Source organism: Burkholderia sp. ABCPW 14 (assembly GCF_001523835.1).
Lineage (GTDB): Bacteria > Pseudomonadota > Gammaproteobacteria > Burkholderiales > Burkholderiaceae > Burkholderia > Burkholderia mayonis.
In genome coordinates this window covers 112,295-128,679 of the sequence record NZ_LOVS01000149.1, presented here as the reverse complement: position 1 = coordinate 128,679, position 16,385 = coordinate 112,295, and the positions used below count along the sequence as shown (strand labels likewise).

The window sequence follows — 16,385 nt, the reverse complement described above, 5'->3', positions numbered from 1 at the left end:
AAGAAAGACCAACCGAGCCCCGCCAGCTTGACAGGTGCGTGGCGAAGGCATCCAGCAGACGATGCGCCGCTCGAAGTCGAACGAAGGCGTTCGCGCGCACGGACGCGACGTAACCTGACCCGGCGGCCGGCCGTACACAGACCATCGGAAGCCTTCGCGTCGCTAAGCGACAAATTCGCCCTTCAATGCCCGATACAGCCGTCGGTACCGCGCAAGCCGCGCGCCGAGCAAATCCGCCGACGCCGGATCGGGCCGATACGTCTCCGCGATCGCCGGCGCGACGCACCCGTCGTCGATCGCATCGCGCGTCGCCGCGAGCCGCGCAAGCCGCGCCGCGCCGAGCGCCGCGCCCACCGCGCCGAGCGCCGCGCCCACCGCGCCGCTCGCGTGCCGATGCATCGCGAGCCCGTTGCGCTCGCGCACAGCCGCGCCCAGAACGCGCTCTTCGACCCGCCGCCGATGAACGATGCGCCGTCGAGCGTCGTCCCGGCGTTGCGCAGCGCCGCGTAGCCGTCCGCCATCGCGAGCGCGACGCCGCCGTTCGCGCGCGCAATCGCGCCGTCCGCGAAGTTCATCGCCGACGTGCCGACGAAGCCCGCCGCGAACACCGTGTGCGGGCAGCCGTACAGCTCGGCCGGCGTGCCGAGCTGCTCGGTGTGCCCGCCACGCATCAGCACGACGCGGTCCGCTCGTGCCATGTCCGGCGGCTTCGCGTCGCGATACGACGATCGCCGCAGGCGCATTCCCTCGCGATCGCTACGATGCCGGCCGAAGCATGACGCAGCATCCGTCGAGCGCATTCGACACGCCGTTCGATGGCATCTCGCGTCGGCGTACGAGCGAACCGCGCCGTAAATGCGGAAGCGGGGCGCGCGAATCGCGTCACCGGGGGCGAGGCTCGGGCGTCGACAACAGCAATCCGCCGAGTTTCGCGAGCAGCGCGCCTGCGGTGAGGCGGGGCGACGCCCGGGATGCCGCCGGCGCACGAAACGCCGTTTGCGCGGCTGCGCGCGGCTCGCCGTCGAATCGCGTATCGTCCGGCGGCGAGCATGCGCCCCGGTAGCACGCGAGCACCTGGCGCACGTATGCCTGCGTTTCCCGATAGGGCGGAATCTGGTCGCGGTACTTGCGTACGGCGCCTTCGCCGGCGTTGTACGCGGCGAGCGCGAGCGTCAGGTCGTCGTCGAATTCGCCGAGCAACCATTTCAGATAGGTCGCGCCGGCGCGCAGATTCGCGTGCGGATCACGCAGGTCGCGAAAGCCGAAGCGCGCGCCGGTCGCCGGAATCACCTGCATCAGGCCGGTCGCGCCCTTCGGCGACACCGCGTTCGCGTCGTAGGCGGACTCGACGCGGATCATCGCGTGCAACAGCTTTGCGTCGAGGCCCAATTCGCGGGCGACCGAGGCGACGAGCGTGTCGTAGCGCGTCGATCGCGGCGTGTCGGGTGTGTCGGAGGTGTCGGGTGTCGCGGCGGCGTGTGTCGCGGCAGGGGCGACGTTCGTGGGCGACCTCGGGTTGGAAGAAGTCGATGGCGATGCCGAAGCCGGCATCGGAATCGGCATCGAAGCTGAAGCCGAAGTCGAAGTCGAAGTCGAAGTCGAAGTCGAAGTCGAAGTCGAAGTCGAAGTCGAAGTCGAAGTCGAAGTCGAAGTCGAAGCCGAAGCCGAAGCCGAAGCCGAAGCCGAAGTCGAAGCCGAAGTCGAAGTCGAAGTCGAAGTCGAAGTCGAAGCCGAAGGCGGATTCGGAGCCGACAGCGGAGTCGAAGTCCCCGCCGTTGAAGCCGCCTCCGTATCCGCCGTCTTGTCGTCGGACGCAGCCGCGGGCACGGACGTGTGCGCGCCCGTGCCCGCAACGTCCCGCTCGGCAGACGGTGTCGTCGCCGTCACGGACGACGGCGCGAATGCCGCGAGCGCCGTCGATCCGGTACCCGCTCGATCACTTCCCGCCGCTGCCGACTCGTCGACATAAGGCGACCAGACGAGCGGCGCGGGCGGTTCCTGCGCGTTCGCGCCGTGCGCCGCCGTCAGGCCGGCGATCGCGAACGCCGCCCATGCCGCCCATGCCGTGGACGCCGTGGATGCCGCGCACGCCACGGCCCGCCGAACCGAACGCATCTCAACGGCCGGCGTCATCGCGTGACGGACGCGCACCGTCATCTTGCGCGTGTTCATCGTGGTCCTCATCGCGCACGCCGTCTTCGTCGTAGCGCAACTGCATCGCGACGCGCAGGATGTGCGCAACGGGCTCGAACAGATCGGGCGGAATGCGCTGCCCGACGTCGAGCCGGTTCGCGAGCGCACGCGCGAGTGGCACGTTCTCGACGACGGGCACCCGCTCGCGCTCGGCGAGCGCGACGATGTGCAGCGCCATCCTGTCGCGGCCGATCTCGAGCACTTCGGGCAACGGCGTCTCGTCGCGCCGGTAATAGAGGCACACCGCGACGTGCGTCGGGTTGCGCACGACGACCGTCGATTTCGCGACGTTCGCGGCAAGGCTGCCGCTTTGCACTTCGCGATGGATTTCGCGGCGCTTGTGCTTGATCTCCGGGTTGCCCTCCGAATTCTTGAACTCCTGCTTGATGTCTTCGAGCGACATCATCAGCTGCTTCGTCGTGTTGTACCGCTGGAACGCGAAATCGGCGATGCCGAACACGACATAGAAGCCGATGAGCGCGGCCCACATCCAGTACAGCAATTGCGTGCTGACCGCGAGCCCGCATTCGATGCTGCAAAGCGGCAGGAACTGCAGCGACGGCGCGTACTGGCGGATCAGATAGACGAAGATCGCGGACAGCACGCTGACCTTGAACAGCGACTTCGCGAACTCGAACAGGCTTTTCAGCGAGAACATCTGCTTCAGGTTCGCGAGCGGATTGATCTTGTCGAGCGACAGCTTGAGCGCTTCGACGGCAAGCAGCGGGCCGATCTGCGCGATCGCGGCGACGGCCGTCATCGCGATCACGAGCGCCGCCATGCCGAGCGTGAAGCGGATCAGCACGGCGCCGAGCGCGCGCGTCCAGCGCGCGCTCGCCGCGGCGAAATCGTCGTTGACGACGGCAATCGACACGTCGACGAGCGCTTCGAACGCCTGCAACAGATGCGCGCCCTCGAACAGGAAATAGCCGAGCAGCACCGCGAGCTGGACGCCGCTCGTGATCTCGACGCTCTTCGCGACCTGGCCTTTCTTGCGTGCGTCCGCGAGTTTTTTCGTGGTCGGCTTCTCGGTCTTCTCGCTCATCGCAGCATGCCGGCGAGCTGCGCGATGCGTCCGGGCAGCCGCGAGATTTCGGCAAGCGGCAGCCGGAACGCGAAGCTCGCGCACATGACGAGCAGCAGCAGCGCGAACGCGCTCTTGATCGGCATCGACAGGAAGAACACGTTCAGTTGCTGCGCGGAGCGGTTGACGAGGCCGAGCGCCATGTCGACGAGCAGGATCGCCGCGAGCGCCGGCATCGCGAAGCGCAGGCACAGTTCCACCATCAGCTGCCACTGCTGTGTGAAGAACGCGAGCGCGTCGGGGCCGAAGCGCAGCGGCGCGCCGGGCGGCAGCGTCACGTACGATGCGTAGATCGTCTCGATCAGCGTGTTGAAGCCGCCCGACACGAGAAAGAGCAGCGTGAACACTTGCGAGAACACCATCCCGAACGGCGACGACTGCGCGCCGAGCAGCGGATTGAGCACGCTCGCCATCGATGCGCCGCGCGTCGTGTCGATCAGGAATCCTGCCATGTCGAGCGCCCAGAACGGGATCGCCGCGCAAAAGCCGATCAGCGCGCCGACGCACAGCTCGCCGAGCGCGAGCCACAGATAGGGCGGCGCGCCGCCGGCCGCGGGCGAGAGCGCGGGCCATGCGTCGTGAACCGGCAGCACCGGCAGCGCGATCATCAGCACGAGCGCGTTGCGCACGAGCGAGCCGCCGAGCGTGCCCGGCGTGAACACCGGCACGATCATCAGCGCGCCGAACGGGCGCAGCATCGCAATCGCGACGATCGGCAGCCAATGGATGAGTGTTTGCATGCCGATGTCTCTACGATCTCATCCGGCCGATCTGATCGAAGCTCCGCAACGTGTAGTTGACGAGCACGTCGCCCATCCAGTGATAGGTCGCGGCGAGCGTGACGGCGACCGCGAGCAGCTTGATGAGGAACTGGATCGTCTGGTCCTGGATCTGCGTGAGCGCCTGCACGAGGCTCACCAGAATGCCGACGACCGACGCGACGACAACGACGGGCAGTGACAGCAGCAGCACGAGCCACATCATCTGCGCGGCGAGCTGGGTGATGACGGCTTCGCTCATCGCGGCCGCGCACGCGGCGTCATGAGAACGACAGGAGAAGCTGGCCGATCAGCTTCTCCCAGCCGTGGATCAGCACGAAGACGAGCAGCTTGAGCGGCAGCGCGATCGTCATCGGAGACACCATCATCATGCCCATCGCGAGCAGCACGTTCGACACGATCAGATCGATCGCGATGAACGGCAGGAACAGCAGCAGGCCGATCTTGAATGCTTCGATCAACTGACTGACGGTGAACGCGGGCAGCAGCACGATCAGCGAGTCGTCGGGAATGCGGTTGCGGTACGGCTCGGGCCAGGTCCGGTGGCCGACGTCCGCGAAGAAGCGGACCTGGTCCGGCGCGGTGTTGCGTTCGAGAAACGCGCGATACGGCGCGAGTATCGTCATTTCGACTTGCTGCGTGAAGTCCATGTCGTCGATGCTGACCGGATGCTCGGCGAGGTTGTCCTGGATCGCGAGCCCGACGGGCGCCATGACGAACATCGTCAGCACGAGCGCGAGCCCGTGCAGCGCGATGTTCGGCGGAATCTGCTGCGTGCCGAGTGCGTTGCGCAGCAGCGCGAACACCACGGACAGCTTGAGGAACGACGTGCCGAGCACCACGAGAAGCGGCAGGATCGACAGGGCGAACAGCACGGCGATCAACTGGAGCGGCTGGTCGAAAAGGTTCATCCATGAATCCGGAAAGGCCGATACGCCGCGCATTATCGGCACGCGGCGCGGACCGACCCATCCGGCCGACACCTGAAGTCACGCCGGCAGCAGATGCTCGATGCGCACCGCGAGGCGGCCGCCGATGTCGAGCAGCGTGCCGCGCGCGAACGGCTTGCCGGCGACTTGCAGCGTGATGAGGCCGTCGGGCTGCGCGGGGCCGTCGAGCACGTCGCCCGCGCGCAGGCTCGCGAGCCGAGCGAGCGGCACGTCGATCGTCGCGACCTGCGCGACGACGCGCACGTGCGCGTCGAGCCGCAGCGGCTGCGTATCGGCCGTATCGGGCGAGTCGAGCGCATCGGGCGCATCGGGCGAGTCGAGCGCATCGGGCGCATCGGGCGTGCCGGGCGCGAGTGAATGGGCGACATCGACATCGAGCCAGTCATCGAACGTATCCATCGTCGTTCCAATCATGTAAGGGCCGGTCCGGCAGCCGAGAACGGTCGCGAGCGGGCGATCGGCGAACAGCGCGAGCTCGCCGTCGGCGGCCGCATACGCGTGTTGCAGCAGCAGCGCGTCGCCGGGCTGCACGCGCGCGAGCGTCGCGGTGTCGACGCTGCTCCAGCCGGCCGCGAGCGCGAGCCTGACGGCGGGCGTCGCGGCGCGACTGTCGTGCGGCGAATCGTGCGGCGAATCGCGCGGCGGATTCGTCTGCAATGGAGCGAGCCGGTCCGCGAGCCGTTCGAGCCATGCAAGCGGCGCATCGACGATGCGCATGTCGAGCGACGCATGCTCGCGCTCGATGCCGAGCGACCATGCGGGCTCGACCGGGCACGCCCCGCATTCGATAGCATCGGCGTGCAGCCACGCGACGCCGAACGACGCGAGATCCGGCTCGATGCACGCGCAGGTCCACGCGGCGAGTGCGCCGCGCAGTTCGACGGGCACCGCGTCCCAATCCGGCACGCTCAGCACGGGCTCGATCCAGCGGCACCAGGGCGCGGCGTCGACCCACAGGCGCACGGGGCCATCGCCCGTGCGGGCGGACACGATCAGCCCGTCGCCGCCCGCGCGGCGAAAGCGCAGCGTGAGCGCGCCGGTGTCCAGCGCGAGCCGCCGGCCGGCGCCGACTGCGCGCAGTAGCGCGCCCGTCGCGCGATCAATCGGTATCGGTCGCATCGGACCACTCCAGCGTGACGGGTTGCGCGAATTGCGCGGCGAGCGCCGCTTCGAGCGGGCCGCGCATTCGTAGTGCGTGCGCGCGGCGGCCGGCGTCGGCCATGGCCGAATCGAGCGCGACGACGAGCGCGCCGCCCGCGAAGCGCGCGTGCAGCGTGAGCCCGGCGAGCGGGCCGTTGGCGATGCGCAGCGTCAGCACGTCGGACGGCGACGGCCGCGGGGCGGCGGGCGCTTTGCCGAGCGGCGCGCCGGCATCGGGCGGTTGCGCGCGTCGGGTTCGCGCGCGTGGGCCGTCGGCCGCGTCGTTTTCCGGTGCGTCGCCGACGCGCGCGCGGTGCGGCGGCGTATCGCCCGGCTGCGCGTCGAGCCAGGCGGAAAACGCATCGGCTGCCTTTTCCGCGTCGCCGCCGGCCGGCGCGAGCGAATCGCGCGATCCGCATGATGCGCGGAGCCGCGCACCGGTCGTCATCGTTTTCACAGCGGACATCGTTTCATTCCAGCAACGCGTTCAATTTTTCCTGATCGACGAGCGCCCTGCGCAATTGCTCGAGCTGGCCGTCGCGTTCGAGCCGCAGCGCCTGCCACTGCGCGTCGACCGCCTCGATGCGGTCGGCGAGCGTCTGGTCGCGCTGATGAAAGCCGGCGAACTCGCGCTTGAGCGCCTGCAGCGACGCGTGGTCGTGCACCGCGTCGGTGTCCGCGCGCTCGCGCCAGTCGACCCAGAGCGCGCGGCGTGCTTCGAGCAGGCTCGCCTTGCTCGAGAGGAGCGCCGCTTCCTGTTGCTCGAGCATCGCGAGCATGCTGCGTATGCTGCGCTCGCGACGCTTCTTGATCGTCACGAGCGTGGTCAGCGTTGACCGTCCACCGTTGTCCATAACTGATCGATCGTCTGTTCAAAAGTGTTTTTCTCTGTCGCCGGCTGGCACAGGAAGCGGCGGATCGCGTCGCGGCGCGCGAGCGCGTCGTCGGCTTCCGGATCGCGTCCCGGCTGATATTCGCCGACCCGCACGAGCAGCTCGATGTCGCGATAGACGGCCTCGAGCCGCCGAAGCCGCGCGGCGAGCGCCAGGTGACGCGCATCGACGATCCGGGTCATCACGCGGCTCACGCTCGCGCCGACATCGATCGCCGGATAGTGGTTCGCCTGCGCGAGCTTGCGCGACAGCACGATGTGGCCGTCGAGGATCGACCGGACTTCGTCGGCGACGGGCTCGTTCATGTCGTCGCCTTCGACGAGCACCGTGTAGAGCCCCGTGATGCTGCCCGTTGCCGCCGGCCCCGCGCGCTCGAGGAGGCGCGGCAGCCGCGCGAAGCAGCTCGGCGGATAGCTGCCGGCCGCGGGCTTTTCGCCGGCCGCGAGGCCGATCTCGCGCGCCGCGCGCGCGAAGCGCGTCAGCGAATCCATCATCAGCAGCACGTCGCCGCCCCGGTCGCGAAAGTGCTCGGCGATCGCGGTCGCCGTGTACGCCGCCTTCAGCCGCTCGAGCGCGGGGCGATCGGACGTCGACACGACGACAACCGCCCGCGCGCGCGCTTGCGGCGTCAGCGTGTGTTCGAGAAACTCGCGCACCTCGCGGCCGCGCTCGCCGATCAGCGCGAGCACGGTGACGTCGGCGAGGCTGCCGTCGCAGATCATCCCGAGCAGCGTGCTCTTGCCGCCGCCCGCCGCCGCGAAGATGCCGATCCGCTGGCCGCGCCCGCACGTGAGCACGCCGTCGATCGCGCGCACGCCGAGCGGAAGCGGCGTGTCGATGACGGCGCGCGTGAGCGGATCGGGCGCCGCGCGATCGAGGTCGACGCGCGTCGCATCGGCGGGAATCGCGGGACCATCGTCGAGCGGCCGGCCGACGCCGTCGACGACGCGCCCGAGCAGAAAATCGCCGACCGCGATCCGGTGCGGCCGCCCGAGCGCACGCACCGCGCTGCCCGCCGCGATGCCGCGCGGTTCGGCGAACGGCGACAGCAGCGCCGCGTCGCCGTCGAGCGCGACGACTTCGGCGTCGATGCCGCTCGGCTCGAGCCGGCACAGATCGCCGAAGCCGACGCCCGGCAGCGTCGCGCGCACGAGCGTCGGACCGATTTCGACGACCCGGCCGAAGCGGATGCCGGCATCGGGCGCGACGCCGCGCGGCGCGAGCCGTGCGGCGACGAGCGCGGCGACGCGCGCGCGATCAAGCGGCCGCATCGGCGAGCTCCCCGATCAGGTCGGCGGTGCCGATCACGCGCAGCTCCGCCTCGTCGCCGATTTCCTGAAACGACAGCACGGGCAGCTCGCCGAACTCGCGCTCGACCATCTTGCGAACGAAGCGGCGCACGTCGATCGCGGTGACGAGCACGGCGCGCCGCGGGTCGGCGTCGGCGAGCGCCGCCTTCAGGCGCGCGACGATCGCGTGCGTGTGCTCGGGCGCGAGCGACGAATACGAGCCGGCCGCCGTCTGCCGGATCGATTCACGGACCATCGACTCGATCCGGTCGCCGATCATCCAGCAATTGATCCACGGCTGTCCGGCGCGATGGCGCGTCGCGATGTGCCGCCGCAGCGCGACGCGCACGTATTCGGCGAGCATCACCGGGTCCTTCTCGCGCGGCGCCCACTCGACGAGCGCCTCGAAGATGCCGCGCAGATCGCGCACCGACACGCGTTCGTCGACGAGCCGCTGCAGCACGTCCGCGATCCGGCCGATCGGCATCTGCCGCTGCACTTCCTTCACGAGCTCCGCATAGCGCGATTCCATCGCGTCCATCAGGAAGCGGGTCTCCTGCACGCCGATGAACTGCGCGGCGTGCCGGTCGATGACGAGCGACACGCAGTGCGCGACGCGCGCCTCGTCGCGATGGACGGTCACGCCGAGCGCGGCGAGCGCGTCCGCATGCGCGGGGTCGATCCATTGAAGCTGCAACTGCGCGAACGGCAGCGGCTCGACGCGCACGCGCTGCGCGACGCTCGCGCCGCGCGCGTCGGCGAGCCATTCGTTCGCCGGCATCGCGAGCGTGAGGACGGGCTCCTGATAGAGCAGGATCTGCACGGCGTCGGCGGCGAGCCCCGCGTCCGCCTGCAGATGGATTTCGGGCAGCGGCAGGCCGAGCTGCTCGAACTTGCGCGCGCGCAGCGCGTCGAGCGCTTCGGCGAGCTTCGACGCGCGCACGGCCGATTCGCCGTGGCGGATCATCAGCGGGATCGCGCCCGGCGTCATCGCGAAGCCCGCCTGGCCGCCCGCGTGGCCCGCGAGCGCGCCCGCCGACGCGGTCCCGCCGTGCGCGGCGGGGCCGATGCCCGTCGCGGCCGCGCCGCGCTTCGCGCGCCGGCGCAGATGCCATGCGCAGCCGAACACGAACGCGGCGAGCGCGACGAAGTAGACGACCGGAAAGCCGGGCAGCAGCGCGAACACGAGCAGCACCGACGCGGCGAGCCACAGCGCCTGCGGCTGCCTGCCGATCTGCTCGGTGAGATCGGCGGCGAGCGGCTGGCGCGTGTCGCCCGGCACGCGCGTGACGATGATGCCCGCGGTGATCGAGATCAGCAGCGCGGGAATCTGGCTGATGAGGCCGTCGCCGATCGACAGGATCGCGTACGTCGATATCGCCTCGCTCGCGCTCATCCCGTGCATGAACACGCCGACCGCGGTGCCGCCCAGGATGTTGACGAGGATGATGATGATGCCGGCGATCGCATCGCCCTTGACGAACTTCATCGCGCCGTCCATCGCGCCGTAAAGCTGGCTCTCCTTCTGCACGAGGCCGCGCAGCCGGCGCGCTTCGTTCGCGTCGATGGTGCCGGCGCGCATGTCGCCGTCGATGCTCATCTGCTTGCCGGGCATGGCGTCGAGCGAGAAACGCGCGCTTACTTCGGCGACGCGTTCGGAGCCCTTCGTGATGACGATGAACTGGACGATCGTGATGATCACGAACACGATCAGGCCGACGCCGAGATTGCCGCCGGCCGCGAAGCTGCCGAACGTGTAGACGATCTCGCCCGCGTCCGCCTGCAGCAGGATAAGCCGCGTCGTGCTGATCGTCAGCGCGAGCCGGTACAGCGTCGTGATCAGCAGCAGCGAAGGGAACACCGAGAATTCGAGCGGATCGCGGATGTACAGCGACATCATCAGCAGGACGATCGACACCATCAGGTTGAATGCGATCATCAGGTCGACGAGGCTCGTCGGCAGCGGCACGATCATCATGAACACCGCGACGAGCAGCAGCACCGCGAGCACGATGTCCTGACGGACCGCGGCGCGCGCGAGCCACGGTGCGAGCCGTTTCATGCTGCGTCTGCGGCGTGCGCGTCGAGGAGGCGCCGCATTGTCCGATGGCCCGCGAGCCAGTCGTCGACGCTCGTGTCGCGCGGGAACGCGCAGCTCACGACGAGCTGGCTGCCCGCCGCGAACGCGCGCAGCACGAGGCCCTGCATGCGCAGCGGGTCGCAGCGCGCGATGACGCGCATCAGCGCGTCGCGGCGGCGAGCGGCGTCGACCGCGCTCGCGAGCGACAACGTGAGCCGCCCGTCCGCGACTTCGACAAAAAGACGCATGCCCGCGTGAGCGAATTCCATTCGCTCGCCGATGCGGGCGCAAGGCAAATCGAGGAGGCGTAGCAGCTGTTCGAGTCGGCGTTCCGTTTGCAAATCCATGCGGTTCCTTCGTACGCCGAAGATGCGTGCGATGCGTCGTGAGACAGGGCCGGCACATCTTCCCGAATCGAACCGGCGCGGGGCATACGGTAAAGACCTGAATTGGCCGGCGGGCGAAAAGGCAAAATGCGATAATTGCCGCGCAGATGTTGCGGGGTACATATTAATAATGAGCGCATTGTGGGAAAAGTCGCTGACTGCGCGGATCATGGTGATCCTGAGTTGCGCGATGACAGCCTTCTGGCTGTTGTCCGAGTCGATCGGCTTTTATTTTCGGTACATCGAGGCGCAAAGAGAGCTGCGCGGCGAGCTGACGTGGCAGCTCGAATCGATCGCGCAGGAGGAAAGCCGCCGCTACGAATACGCGGAGCGCCAGGCGCGGATGCTGATGTCGTGGTGGACCGTGCTCGACGAGCGGATCATCCTGCGCCCGAAGGCGCAGGCATCGGTGCAGCACGCGATCTTCGTGCCGTTCAAGGACGCGAAGGGCAATCGCGCGCTCGTCGAGCGCGCGTGCGAAATCGTCGAGATCTACGGCCACGCCGATCCGCGCAACCGGATGGACACGTTCCTGCTGCTGCCGACGGAAGGCATCGTGCTGTTCGAGCCGGAAAGGATGTCGAGGAACGACATGCAGCGCAAGATCGCCGCGCTGTCGACGCTGCGCACGCTGCCGAAGCTGCCCGTCGTCCATTGGGGCGCGGCGATCAAGGATTCGAACGGGATCATCCGCGCGGCGGCGGCCGTCGTCGATCCGAACACGGGCATCGTTGCCGGCCAGAATCTGAGGGTCGGCGACTTCCCGGCGATCGCGAAGGACATGGGGCTCGAGGCGCCGCCGCGCTTCGCGCTGCAATCACAGATGGGCCAGGTGTTCTGGATGGGCGCCGACGTGTCCGCGAAGCCGCCGCCCGCGTTCGTGCTCCCGCCCAAATGCAACCGCACGCACTGGATTCGCCGCGGCGGCCATTACGTGATCTGCACGCCGCTGTCGGGCCCGAACTGGCAGGTCGCGGCGATCTACCCGGTCAGCGCGGTCACCGACAAGGCGATGTCGCTGTTGCCGCTGACGACGCGCTGGACCTTCGTCGTGCAGCTCCTGCTGATCGCGTTCGTCTACGTCACGCTGCAGCGGCAGCTCGGCCGGCCGCTGCAGCACTTCGTCGACATCATCGACGCGCAGCGCGAAGGCGATCTCGGCCGCCGGCTGCCGACCGGGCGCCGCGACGAGCTGGGCCGGATCGCGAGCGCGTACAACTCGCTGCTCAGCACGGTCAACGCGTATTACAAGACGCTCGAGAGCAAGGTGCGCGAGCGCACGCGCGAGCTCGCCGAGGCGAAGCGGATCGCCGAATCGGCGAGCCACCGCAAGAGCGAGCACATCGCGAGCATCAGCCACGAGCTGCGCACGCCGCTCAACGGGATCGTCGGCGCGCTCGCGCTCTTGAACCGCAGCGCGCTGCAGGCGGAGCAGCGGGATCTCGTGCGCGTCGCGCAGCAGTCGTCGTGCTATCTGCTTGGCATCGTCAACAACGTGCTCGATTTTTCGCGGATCGAAGCCGGCCAGCTCGAACTCGCGAGCGAGCAGACCGATCTGCTCGCGCTGCTCGACCAGGCGATGCTGACGATCCACATCCGCGCGCAGGAGAAGAGCCTCAATCTGCGGAGCTTCGTCGCGGCGGACGTGCCGCGGCGCGTGTGGCTCGACGGGCTGCGCGTGCGGCAGATCCTGATCAATCTGCTCGGCAACGCGGTGAAGTTCACCGAGCACGGGCACATCCATCTGACCGTCGAGCGCCGCGCCGACATGCTCGCATTCGTCGTCGAGGACACCGGCAAGGGCATTCCGGACGACTATCAACTGGACATCTTCAAGCCGTTCGTGCAAGTGCGCGCGCACGACAGCGGCAACGGGCTCGGCTTGCCGATCGCGTCGCGGCTCGCGAACCTGATGAACGGCGAGATCCTGCTCGACAGCAAGCTCGGCAAGGGCACGCGCTTCACGGCGCTGCTGCCGCTGCAGGCGGACGAGTTGGCGCCCGCGCCGCTCGCCGGCATGCTCGCCGCGCCGGCCGCGCTGCACATGCAGATGCGCGTGTGGGGCCTGCAAGTCGAAACGGGCGACAACGCGCTGTTCCCGATGCCCGAATCGGGCTATCTGCCGGGCAAGCTCTGGGACAAGGTCGTGCTCGCGCTGCGCGGCGAGGCCATGCAGGAAGAGGCCGTGCCGAAGGCGGTCTGCCCGTGGTCGCTGAAGATCCTCGTCGTCGACGACGTCGCGGTGAATCGCGACATCGTCGGCAAGATGCTGCGCGAGCTCGGACATCGGACGCGCGCGGCCGTGTCGGGCCAGCTCGCGCTGAAGCTCGGGCGCTCGCACGTGTTCGACCTCGTGCTGATGGACGTGCGCATGCCCGAGCTCGACGGGATGGCGACCGCGAAGCGCTGGCGGCACGTCGCCGAAGGCGCGCTCGATCCGGACACGCCGATCGTCGCGCTGACGGCGAACGCATCGCCCGCCGAACACGAGCGCGCGAAGGCGGCGGGGATGAACGGCTATCTGACGAAACCCGTTTCGCTCGAACAGCTCGCCGACATGATCAACCAGGTCGCGTCCACGCAGCTCGCGCGCGGCGTCGAACTGACGCCGAACGCGAAGTCGTGCTCGCCGCTCTTTGACCTGAGCGATGCGGCGATGCGCGAGAAGCTGCATCAGGCGCTCGTCGATCTGCACCGGCAGATCGACGCCGCGTGGCACACGCGCGATGCCGCATCGATGCTGGACGTGCTGCACGCGCTGAAGGGCTGCGCGGGACAGGGCGGGCTCGATCTCGTGCGCGAGGCGGCCGAGCAGCAGGAGCGTCAGGTGCGCTCGGGCGGCTGGATGAGCGCTCAGGACGTGCGAGACCTGGCGGAGCTGATCTCGATTCAGTTCGCGTGACCGGCGCGGGCGGCCGGCGCGGCGTCAGTGCAGGCCGAGGCGATGCGCCCAGTTGGCGAGTTCCGCCGCATTGTGCGCGTCGAGCTTGCGCATCAGATTCAGTCGATGGGTCTCCACGGTCTTGATCGTGATCGTGAGCTTTTCCGCGATGTCGCGATTGCGGCAGCCTTCCGAAATCAGTTTGAGCACCTGACGTTCGCGCGGCGTGAGCGCGACCGCGCCGTCGGGAACGGCCTTCGTCGTGACCTGATCGACGTTGAGCGCCGGGTCGATCACCGTATGGCCGCGCCACACTTTCCAGATCGCGTCGAGCAGCGTCTGCTTCGAGCTGTTCTTCAGCAGGTAGCCGTTCGCGCCGGCCGCGAGCGCCGCGCTCGCGCGATGCTCGGTGGTCTCGGCGGTGACGACGAGAACGCCGAGATCCGGCCAGCGCCGCCGCAACTGATGGATCACGTCGAGGCCGTTCATGCCGGGCAGGCCGAGATCGAGCAGCACGATGTCGGGATCGAGCCGCTGGCAGGCCGCATACACTTCGAGGCCGTTGCTGACTTCGTCGACGACGGAGAGCGGCGGCGATGCGTCCAGCAGGTTCTTGAGGCCCAACCGCAGCAGGGGATGGTCCTCCACGACCAGGATGCGTATCTCGGCGGGAGCGGCGGTATGCGTGAGAGCCATGGGACGGGTGCCAAACGAAGATGAAAAATTACTCAAGGCGTCCGAAGTTCAGGTGATGACCGGATCGATTCTATCAAGGTCTATCTTGAAAATGTCATGCCATGAAGCATGGATACCTGACTGACCTTCCCGCATGCATCCGGCATGTCGGATCGGCTTCGATCGGCAGCGCGCAGCGCGGTCGCTGGTCGCTGACGATGGACGAGCTGAGCGGCTGGTGCGGCGGCGGCGCATACGGGGTGTGCGTCGCGTTCGCGGTCGACGGCGCGCCGCACGACGCCGCGTGGCTCGCGCATGCGGCGCTGTGGCTCGCGTCGCTGCGCGGCCAGCCCGACGATGCGCTGTGGCTCGACGACGGCACGCTGTATTTCGTGCGCCGCTACGACTGCGATGTCGATGCCGCCGCCTTGCGCATCGGGATCGAGCAGCAGGGCGCCGTCGCGCGCTGGCTGGGCGCGCATCACGAAGCCGCGCGCGGCATGCGCCATGCGGGACCGTGCGAATGATGCGTTCGCTTCACGGCGCGCGTGTGCGCGCGCTCGCCGCCGCGATGCTCGCCGTGAGCGCGCCCGCGTGGGCCGCGCATATGCCGACGCACGGCGCGGCGCCGTTCTTTCTCGCGACGCGCGGCGCGAAGCTCGCCGACGTGCTGCGCGATCTCGGCGCGAACTACCGGGTGCCCGTCATCGTCAGCGAGCAGGTGGACGGCGCGTTCATCGGCACGCTCGACGGCGGCCCGCCGGACGCCGCGCTCGATCGTCTCGCGCGCCTCTATCAGCTCGCGTGGTACTACGACGGGCAGACGCTCTACGTGTTTCGCGCGCGGGAGGTGTCGACCCGGCTGGTCGCGCTCGACTATCTGCCGTCCGCGACGCTGATCGAGCAGCTCCGCGCGGCGAGGCTGCTCGATCCGCAGCAATGCCGCGTGCAGGCGATTCCGCAATCGAACGCGATCGAAGCGTACGGCGTGCCCGTCTGCCTCGAGCGCATCGCGCAATTCGCGAAGCGCCTCGATCAGCAGGCGATCCATCGCGAGCAGAACCGGGAATCGGTGCGCTTCTTTCCGCTCAAGTACGCGACGGCGGCCGATACGTCGTACAGCTATCGATCGCAGCAGGTGATCGTGCCGGGCGTCGTGTCGGTGCTGCGCGAGATGGCGCAGGGCCGCGCGCTGCCGCTCAAGGACAGCCAGGGGCAGCAGCCGGCGAGCGACCGGCTGCTGCCGATGTTCGCCGCCGACGCGCGGCAGAACGCGGTGATCGTCCGCGACAAGCGCGCGAACATGGGCCTCTACGGCGATCTGATCGTGCAGCTCGATCGCAAGCCGAAGCTCGTCGAGATCTCGGTCGCGATCATCGATATCAATGCGGAGGATCTCGGCGCGCTCGGCGTCGACTGGTCGGCGTCCGCACGGATCGGCGGCGGCTCGATCAGCTTCAACAGCGGCGGCCAGCCCGACGCGGGCAGCTTCTCGACGGTGATCTCGAACACCGGCAGCTTCATGGTGCAGCTCTCCGCGCTTCAGCAGAATTCGAAGGCGCGCATCCTGTCGCGTCCGTCGGTCGTCACGCTCGACAACATGCAGGCGGTGCTCGATCGCAACATCACGTTCTATACGAAAGTGAGCGCCGAGCGCGTCGCGAAGCTCGAATCGATTTCGACGGGCTCGCTGCTGCGCGTGACGCCGCGCGTCATCGGCGACGCGGGCCGGCAGGAGGTCATGCTGACGCTCGTCGTGCAGGACGGCCGCCAGACGAGCCCGCTCAGCCGCGAGGAGCCGCTGCCGCAGACGCTCAGTTCCGAAATCGCGACGCATTCGCTGCTGAAGGAAGGCGAGGCGCTGCTGCTCGGCGGCTTCGTGCAGGACGAGCTGAGCGAAGGCGAGCGCAAGATTCCGCTGCTCGGCGACATCCCGATTCTCGGGCGTCTGTTCAAGACGACGCGCAAGAATCAGCGGCATACGGTCCGGCTGTTCCTGATCAAGGCCGATCCCTGGCAGCAGACGTGACGATCC

General features: G+C 68.5%; 16 protein-coding genes and 1 pseudogene. 4 read left to right on the top strand and 13 right to left on the bottom strand.

All coding sequences use genetic code 11. The features are described 5' to 3' along the window. Positions 1-162: 162 nt before the first annotated feature. Positions 163-698 (bottom strand): annotated as a pseudogene (locus tag WS62_RS34750) (hypothetical protein); the annotation flags it as partial. A 184-nt stretch (positions 699-882) separates the two neighbouring features. Then, the gene (locus WS62_RS24020; RefSeq protein WP_066576509.1) at positions 883-1,551 is read right to left on the bottom strand and encodes a lytic transglycosylase domain-containing protein; all 669 of its coding nucleotides are present in this window, start codon (positions 1,549-1,551) and stop codon (positions 883-885) included. Here WS62_RS24020 and WS62_RS36865 point away from each other — a divergent pair. Then, entirely contained in the window at positions 1,439-1,969 is a 531-nt protein-coding gene (locus WS62_RS36865; protein ID WP_197422916.1) for a hypothetical protein, read from the top strand. The genes WS62_RS24020 and WS62_RS36865 overlap by 113 nt on opposite strands. Before the next feature lie 147 nt (positions 1,970-2,116). On the opposite strand, the gene WS62_RS24015 is transcribed toward WS62_RS36865, so the two are convergent. From WS62_RS24015 to WS62_RS23970, 10 genes are all read right to left on the bottom strand, one after another. Further along, positions 2,117-3,238, bottom strand: coding sequence for an EscU/YscU/HrcU family type III secretion system export apparatus switch protein (locus WS62_RS24015; protein WP_066576140.1), 1,122 nt, complete (start codon positions 3,236-3,238; stop codon positions 2,117-2,119). Further along, complete coding sequence (gene sctT, locus WS62_RS24010; protein ID WP_066576138.1) at positions 3,235-4,017, bottom strand: type III secretion system export apparatus subunit SctT; 783 nt, start codon at positions 4,015-4,017, stop codon at positions 3,235-3,237. The genes WS62_RS24015 and sctT overlap by 4 nt, the downstream gene beginning before the upstream one ends. Before the next feature lie 10 nt (positions 4,018-4,027). Continuing rightward, on the bottom strand, positions 4,028-4,297 hold the full coding sequence (locus tag WS62_RS24005; RefSeq protein WP_066494358.1) for an EscS/YscS/HrcS family type III secretion system export apparatus protein: 270 nt from the start codon (positions 4,295-4,297) through the stop codon (positions 4,028-4,030). A gap of 19 nt (positions 4,298-4,316) precedes the next feature. Continuing rightward, positions 4,317-4,967, bottom strand: coding sequence for a type III secretion system export apparatus subunit SctR (sctR, locus tag WS62_RS24000; RefSeq protein WP_066576507.1), 651 nt, complete (start codon positions 4,965-4,967; stop codon positions 4,317-4,319). A 78-nt stretch (positions 4,968-5,045) separates the two neighbouring features. Then, the gene (gene sctQ, locus WS62_RS23995) at positions 5,046-6,125 is read right to left on the bottom strand and encodes a type III secretion system cytoplasmic ring protein SctQ (RefSeq protein ID WP_066576136.1); all 1,080 of its coding nucleotides are present in this window, start codon (positions 6,123-6,125) and stop codon (positions 5,046-5,048) included. Beyond that, the gene (locus tag WS62_RS23990) at positions 6,106-6,612 is read right to left on the bottom strand and encodes a hypothetical protein (RefSeq protein ID WP_066576133.1); all 507 of its coding nucleotides are present in this window, start codon (positions 6,610-6,612) and stop codon (positions 6,106-6,108) included. The genes sctQ and WS62_RS23990 overlap by 20 nt, the downstream gene beginning before the upstream one ends. 4 nt (positions 6,613-6,616) lie before the next feature. After that, positions 6,617-7,000, bottom strand: a complete 384-nt coding sequence (locus tag WS62_RS23985) for a hypothetical protein (protein ID WP_066576131.1) — start codon at positions 6,998-7,000, stop codon at positions 6,617-6,619. Further along, positions 6,973-8,310 (bottom strand): EscN/YscN/HrcN family type III secretion system ATPase, encoded by a 1,338-nt coding sequence (locus WS62_RS23980; RefSeq protein ID WP_066576128.1) that lies wholly within the window; start codon positions 8,308-8,310, stop codon positions 6,973-6,975. Before WS62_RS23980 ends, WS62_RS23985 begins: the two co-directional genes overlap by 28 nt. Beyond that, positions 8,297-10,390 carry an EscV/YscV/HrcV family type III secretion system export apparatus protein gene (locus WS62_RS23975; RefSeq protein ID WP_066576126.1) on the bottom strand — a complete coding sequence of 698 codons (2,094 nt, stop codon included), beginning with the start codon at positions 10,388-10,390 and terminating at the stop codon, positions 8,297-8,299. Before WS62_RS23975 ends, WS62_RS23980 begins: the two co-directional genes overlap by 14 nt. Continuing rightward, positions 10,387-10,677: a secretion protein gene (locus tag WS62_RS23970; RefSeq protein WP_066576505.1), complete on the bottom strand. Its 291-nt coding sequence runs from the start codon at positions 10,675-10,677 to the stop codon at positions 10,387-10,389. Before WS62_RS23970 ends, WS62_RS23975 begins: the two co-directional genes overlap by 4 nt. A 247-nt stretch (positions 10,678-10,924) precedes the next feature. Here WS62_RS23970 and WS62_RS23965 point away from each other — a divergent pair, with 247 nt between their 5' ends. Further along, the gene (locus tag WS62_RS23965; RefSeq protein ID WP_066576123.1) at positions 10,925-13,696 is read left to right on the top strand and encodes a two component system sensor kinase; all 2,772 of its coding nucleotides are present in this window, start codon (positions 10,925-10,927) and stop codon (positions 13,694-13,696) included. Positions 13,697-13,720: 24 nt separating this feature from the next. On the opposite strand, the gene WS62_RS23960 is transcribed toward WS62_RS23965, so the two are convergent. Beyond that, positions 13,721-14,371 (bottom strand): two component system response regulator, encoded by a 651-nt coding sequence (locus tag WS62_RS23960; protein ID WP_066576121.1) that lies wholly within the window; start codon positions 14,369-14,371, stop codon positions 13,721-13,723. Between the two features lie 101 nt (positions 14,372-14,472). Here WS62_RS23960 and WS62_RS23955 point away from each other — a divergent pair, with 101 nt between their 5' ends. Continuing rightward, positions 14,473-14,877, top strand: a complete 405-nt coding sequence (locus WS62_RS23955; RefSeq protein ID WP_231748397.1) for a hypothetical protein — start codon at positions 14,473-14,475, stop codon at positions 14,875-14,877. Further along, positions 14,874-16,379 carry an EscC/YscC/HrcC family type III secretion system outer membrane ring protein gene (locus WS62_RS23950; protein WP_231748396.1) on the top strand — a complete coding sequence of 502 codons (1,506 nt, stop codon included), beginning with the start codon at positions 14,874-14,876 and terminating at the stop codon, positions 16,377-16,379. Before WS62_RS23955 ends, WS62_RS23950 begins: the two co-directional genes overlap by 4 nt. Positions 16,380-16,385: the final 6 nt, after the last annotated feature.

Excerpts from the sequence above, each read along its gene's own strand:
- WS62_RS23980 (WP_066576128.1), bottom strand. The coding sequence starts at position 8,310 with ATGCGGCCGCTTGATCGCGCGCGCGTCGCCGCGCTCGTCGCCGCACGG.
- WS62_RS24005 (WP_066494358.1), bottom strand. The coding sequence starts at position 4,297 with ATGAGCGAAGCCGTCATCACCCAGCTCGCCGCGCAGATGATGTGGCTC.
- WS62_RS24020 (WP_066576509.1), bottom strand. The coding sequence starts at position 1,551 with ATGCCGGCTTCGGCATCGCCATCGACTTCTTCCAACCCGAGGTCGCCC.
- WS62_RS23950 (WP_231748396.1), top strand. The coding sequence starts at position 14,874 with ATGATGCGTTCGCTTCACGGCGCGCGTGTGCGCGCGCTCGCCGCCGCG.
- WS62_RS23955 (WP_231748397.1), top strand. The coding sequence starts at position 14,473 with ATGAAGCATGGATACCTGACTGACCTTCCCGCATGCATCCGGCATGTC.
- sctR (WP_066576507.1), bottom strand. The coding sequence starts at position 4,967 with ATGAACCTTTTCGACCAGCCGCTCCAGTTGATCGCCGTGCTGTTCGCC.
- WS62_RS23985 (WP_066576131.1), bottom strand. The coding sequence starts at position 7,000 with ATGGACAACGGTGGACGGTCAACGCTGACCACGCTCGTGACGATCAAG.
- WS62_RS23960 (WP_066576121.1), bottom strand. The coding sequence starts at position 14,371 with ATGGCTCTCACGCATACCGCCGCTCCCGCCGAGATACGCATCCTGGTC.
- sctT (WP_066576138.1), bottom strand. The coding sequence starts at position 4,017 with ATGCAAACACTCATCCATTGGCTGCCGATCGTCGCGATTGCGATGCTG.
- WS62_RS24015 (WP_066576140.1), bottom strand. The coding sequence starts at position 3,238 with ATGAGCGAGAAGACCGAGAAGCCGACCACGAAAAAACTCGCGGACGCA.
- WS62_RS23990 (WP_066576133.1), bottom strand. The coding sequence starts at position 6,612 with ATGTCCGCTGTGAAAACGATGACGACCGGTGCGCGGCTCCGCGCATCA.
- WS62_RS23975 (WP_066576126.1), bottom strand. The coding sequence starts at position 10,390 with ATGAAACGGCTCGCACCGTGGCTCGCGCGCGCCGCGGTCCGTCAGGAC.
- WS62_RS23965 (WP_066576123.1), top strand. The coding sequence starts at position 10,925 with ATGAGCGCATTGTGGGAAAAGTCGCTGACTGCGCGGATCATGGTGATC.
- sctQ (WP_066576136.1), bottom strand. The coding sequence starts at position 6,125 with ATGCGACCGATACCGATTGATCGCGCGACGGGCGCGCTACTGCGCGCA.
- WS62_RS23970 (WP_066576505.1), bottom strand. The coding sequence starts at position 10,677 with ATGGAATTCGCTCACGCGGGCATGCGTCTTTTTGTCGAAGTCGCGGAC.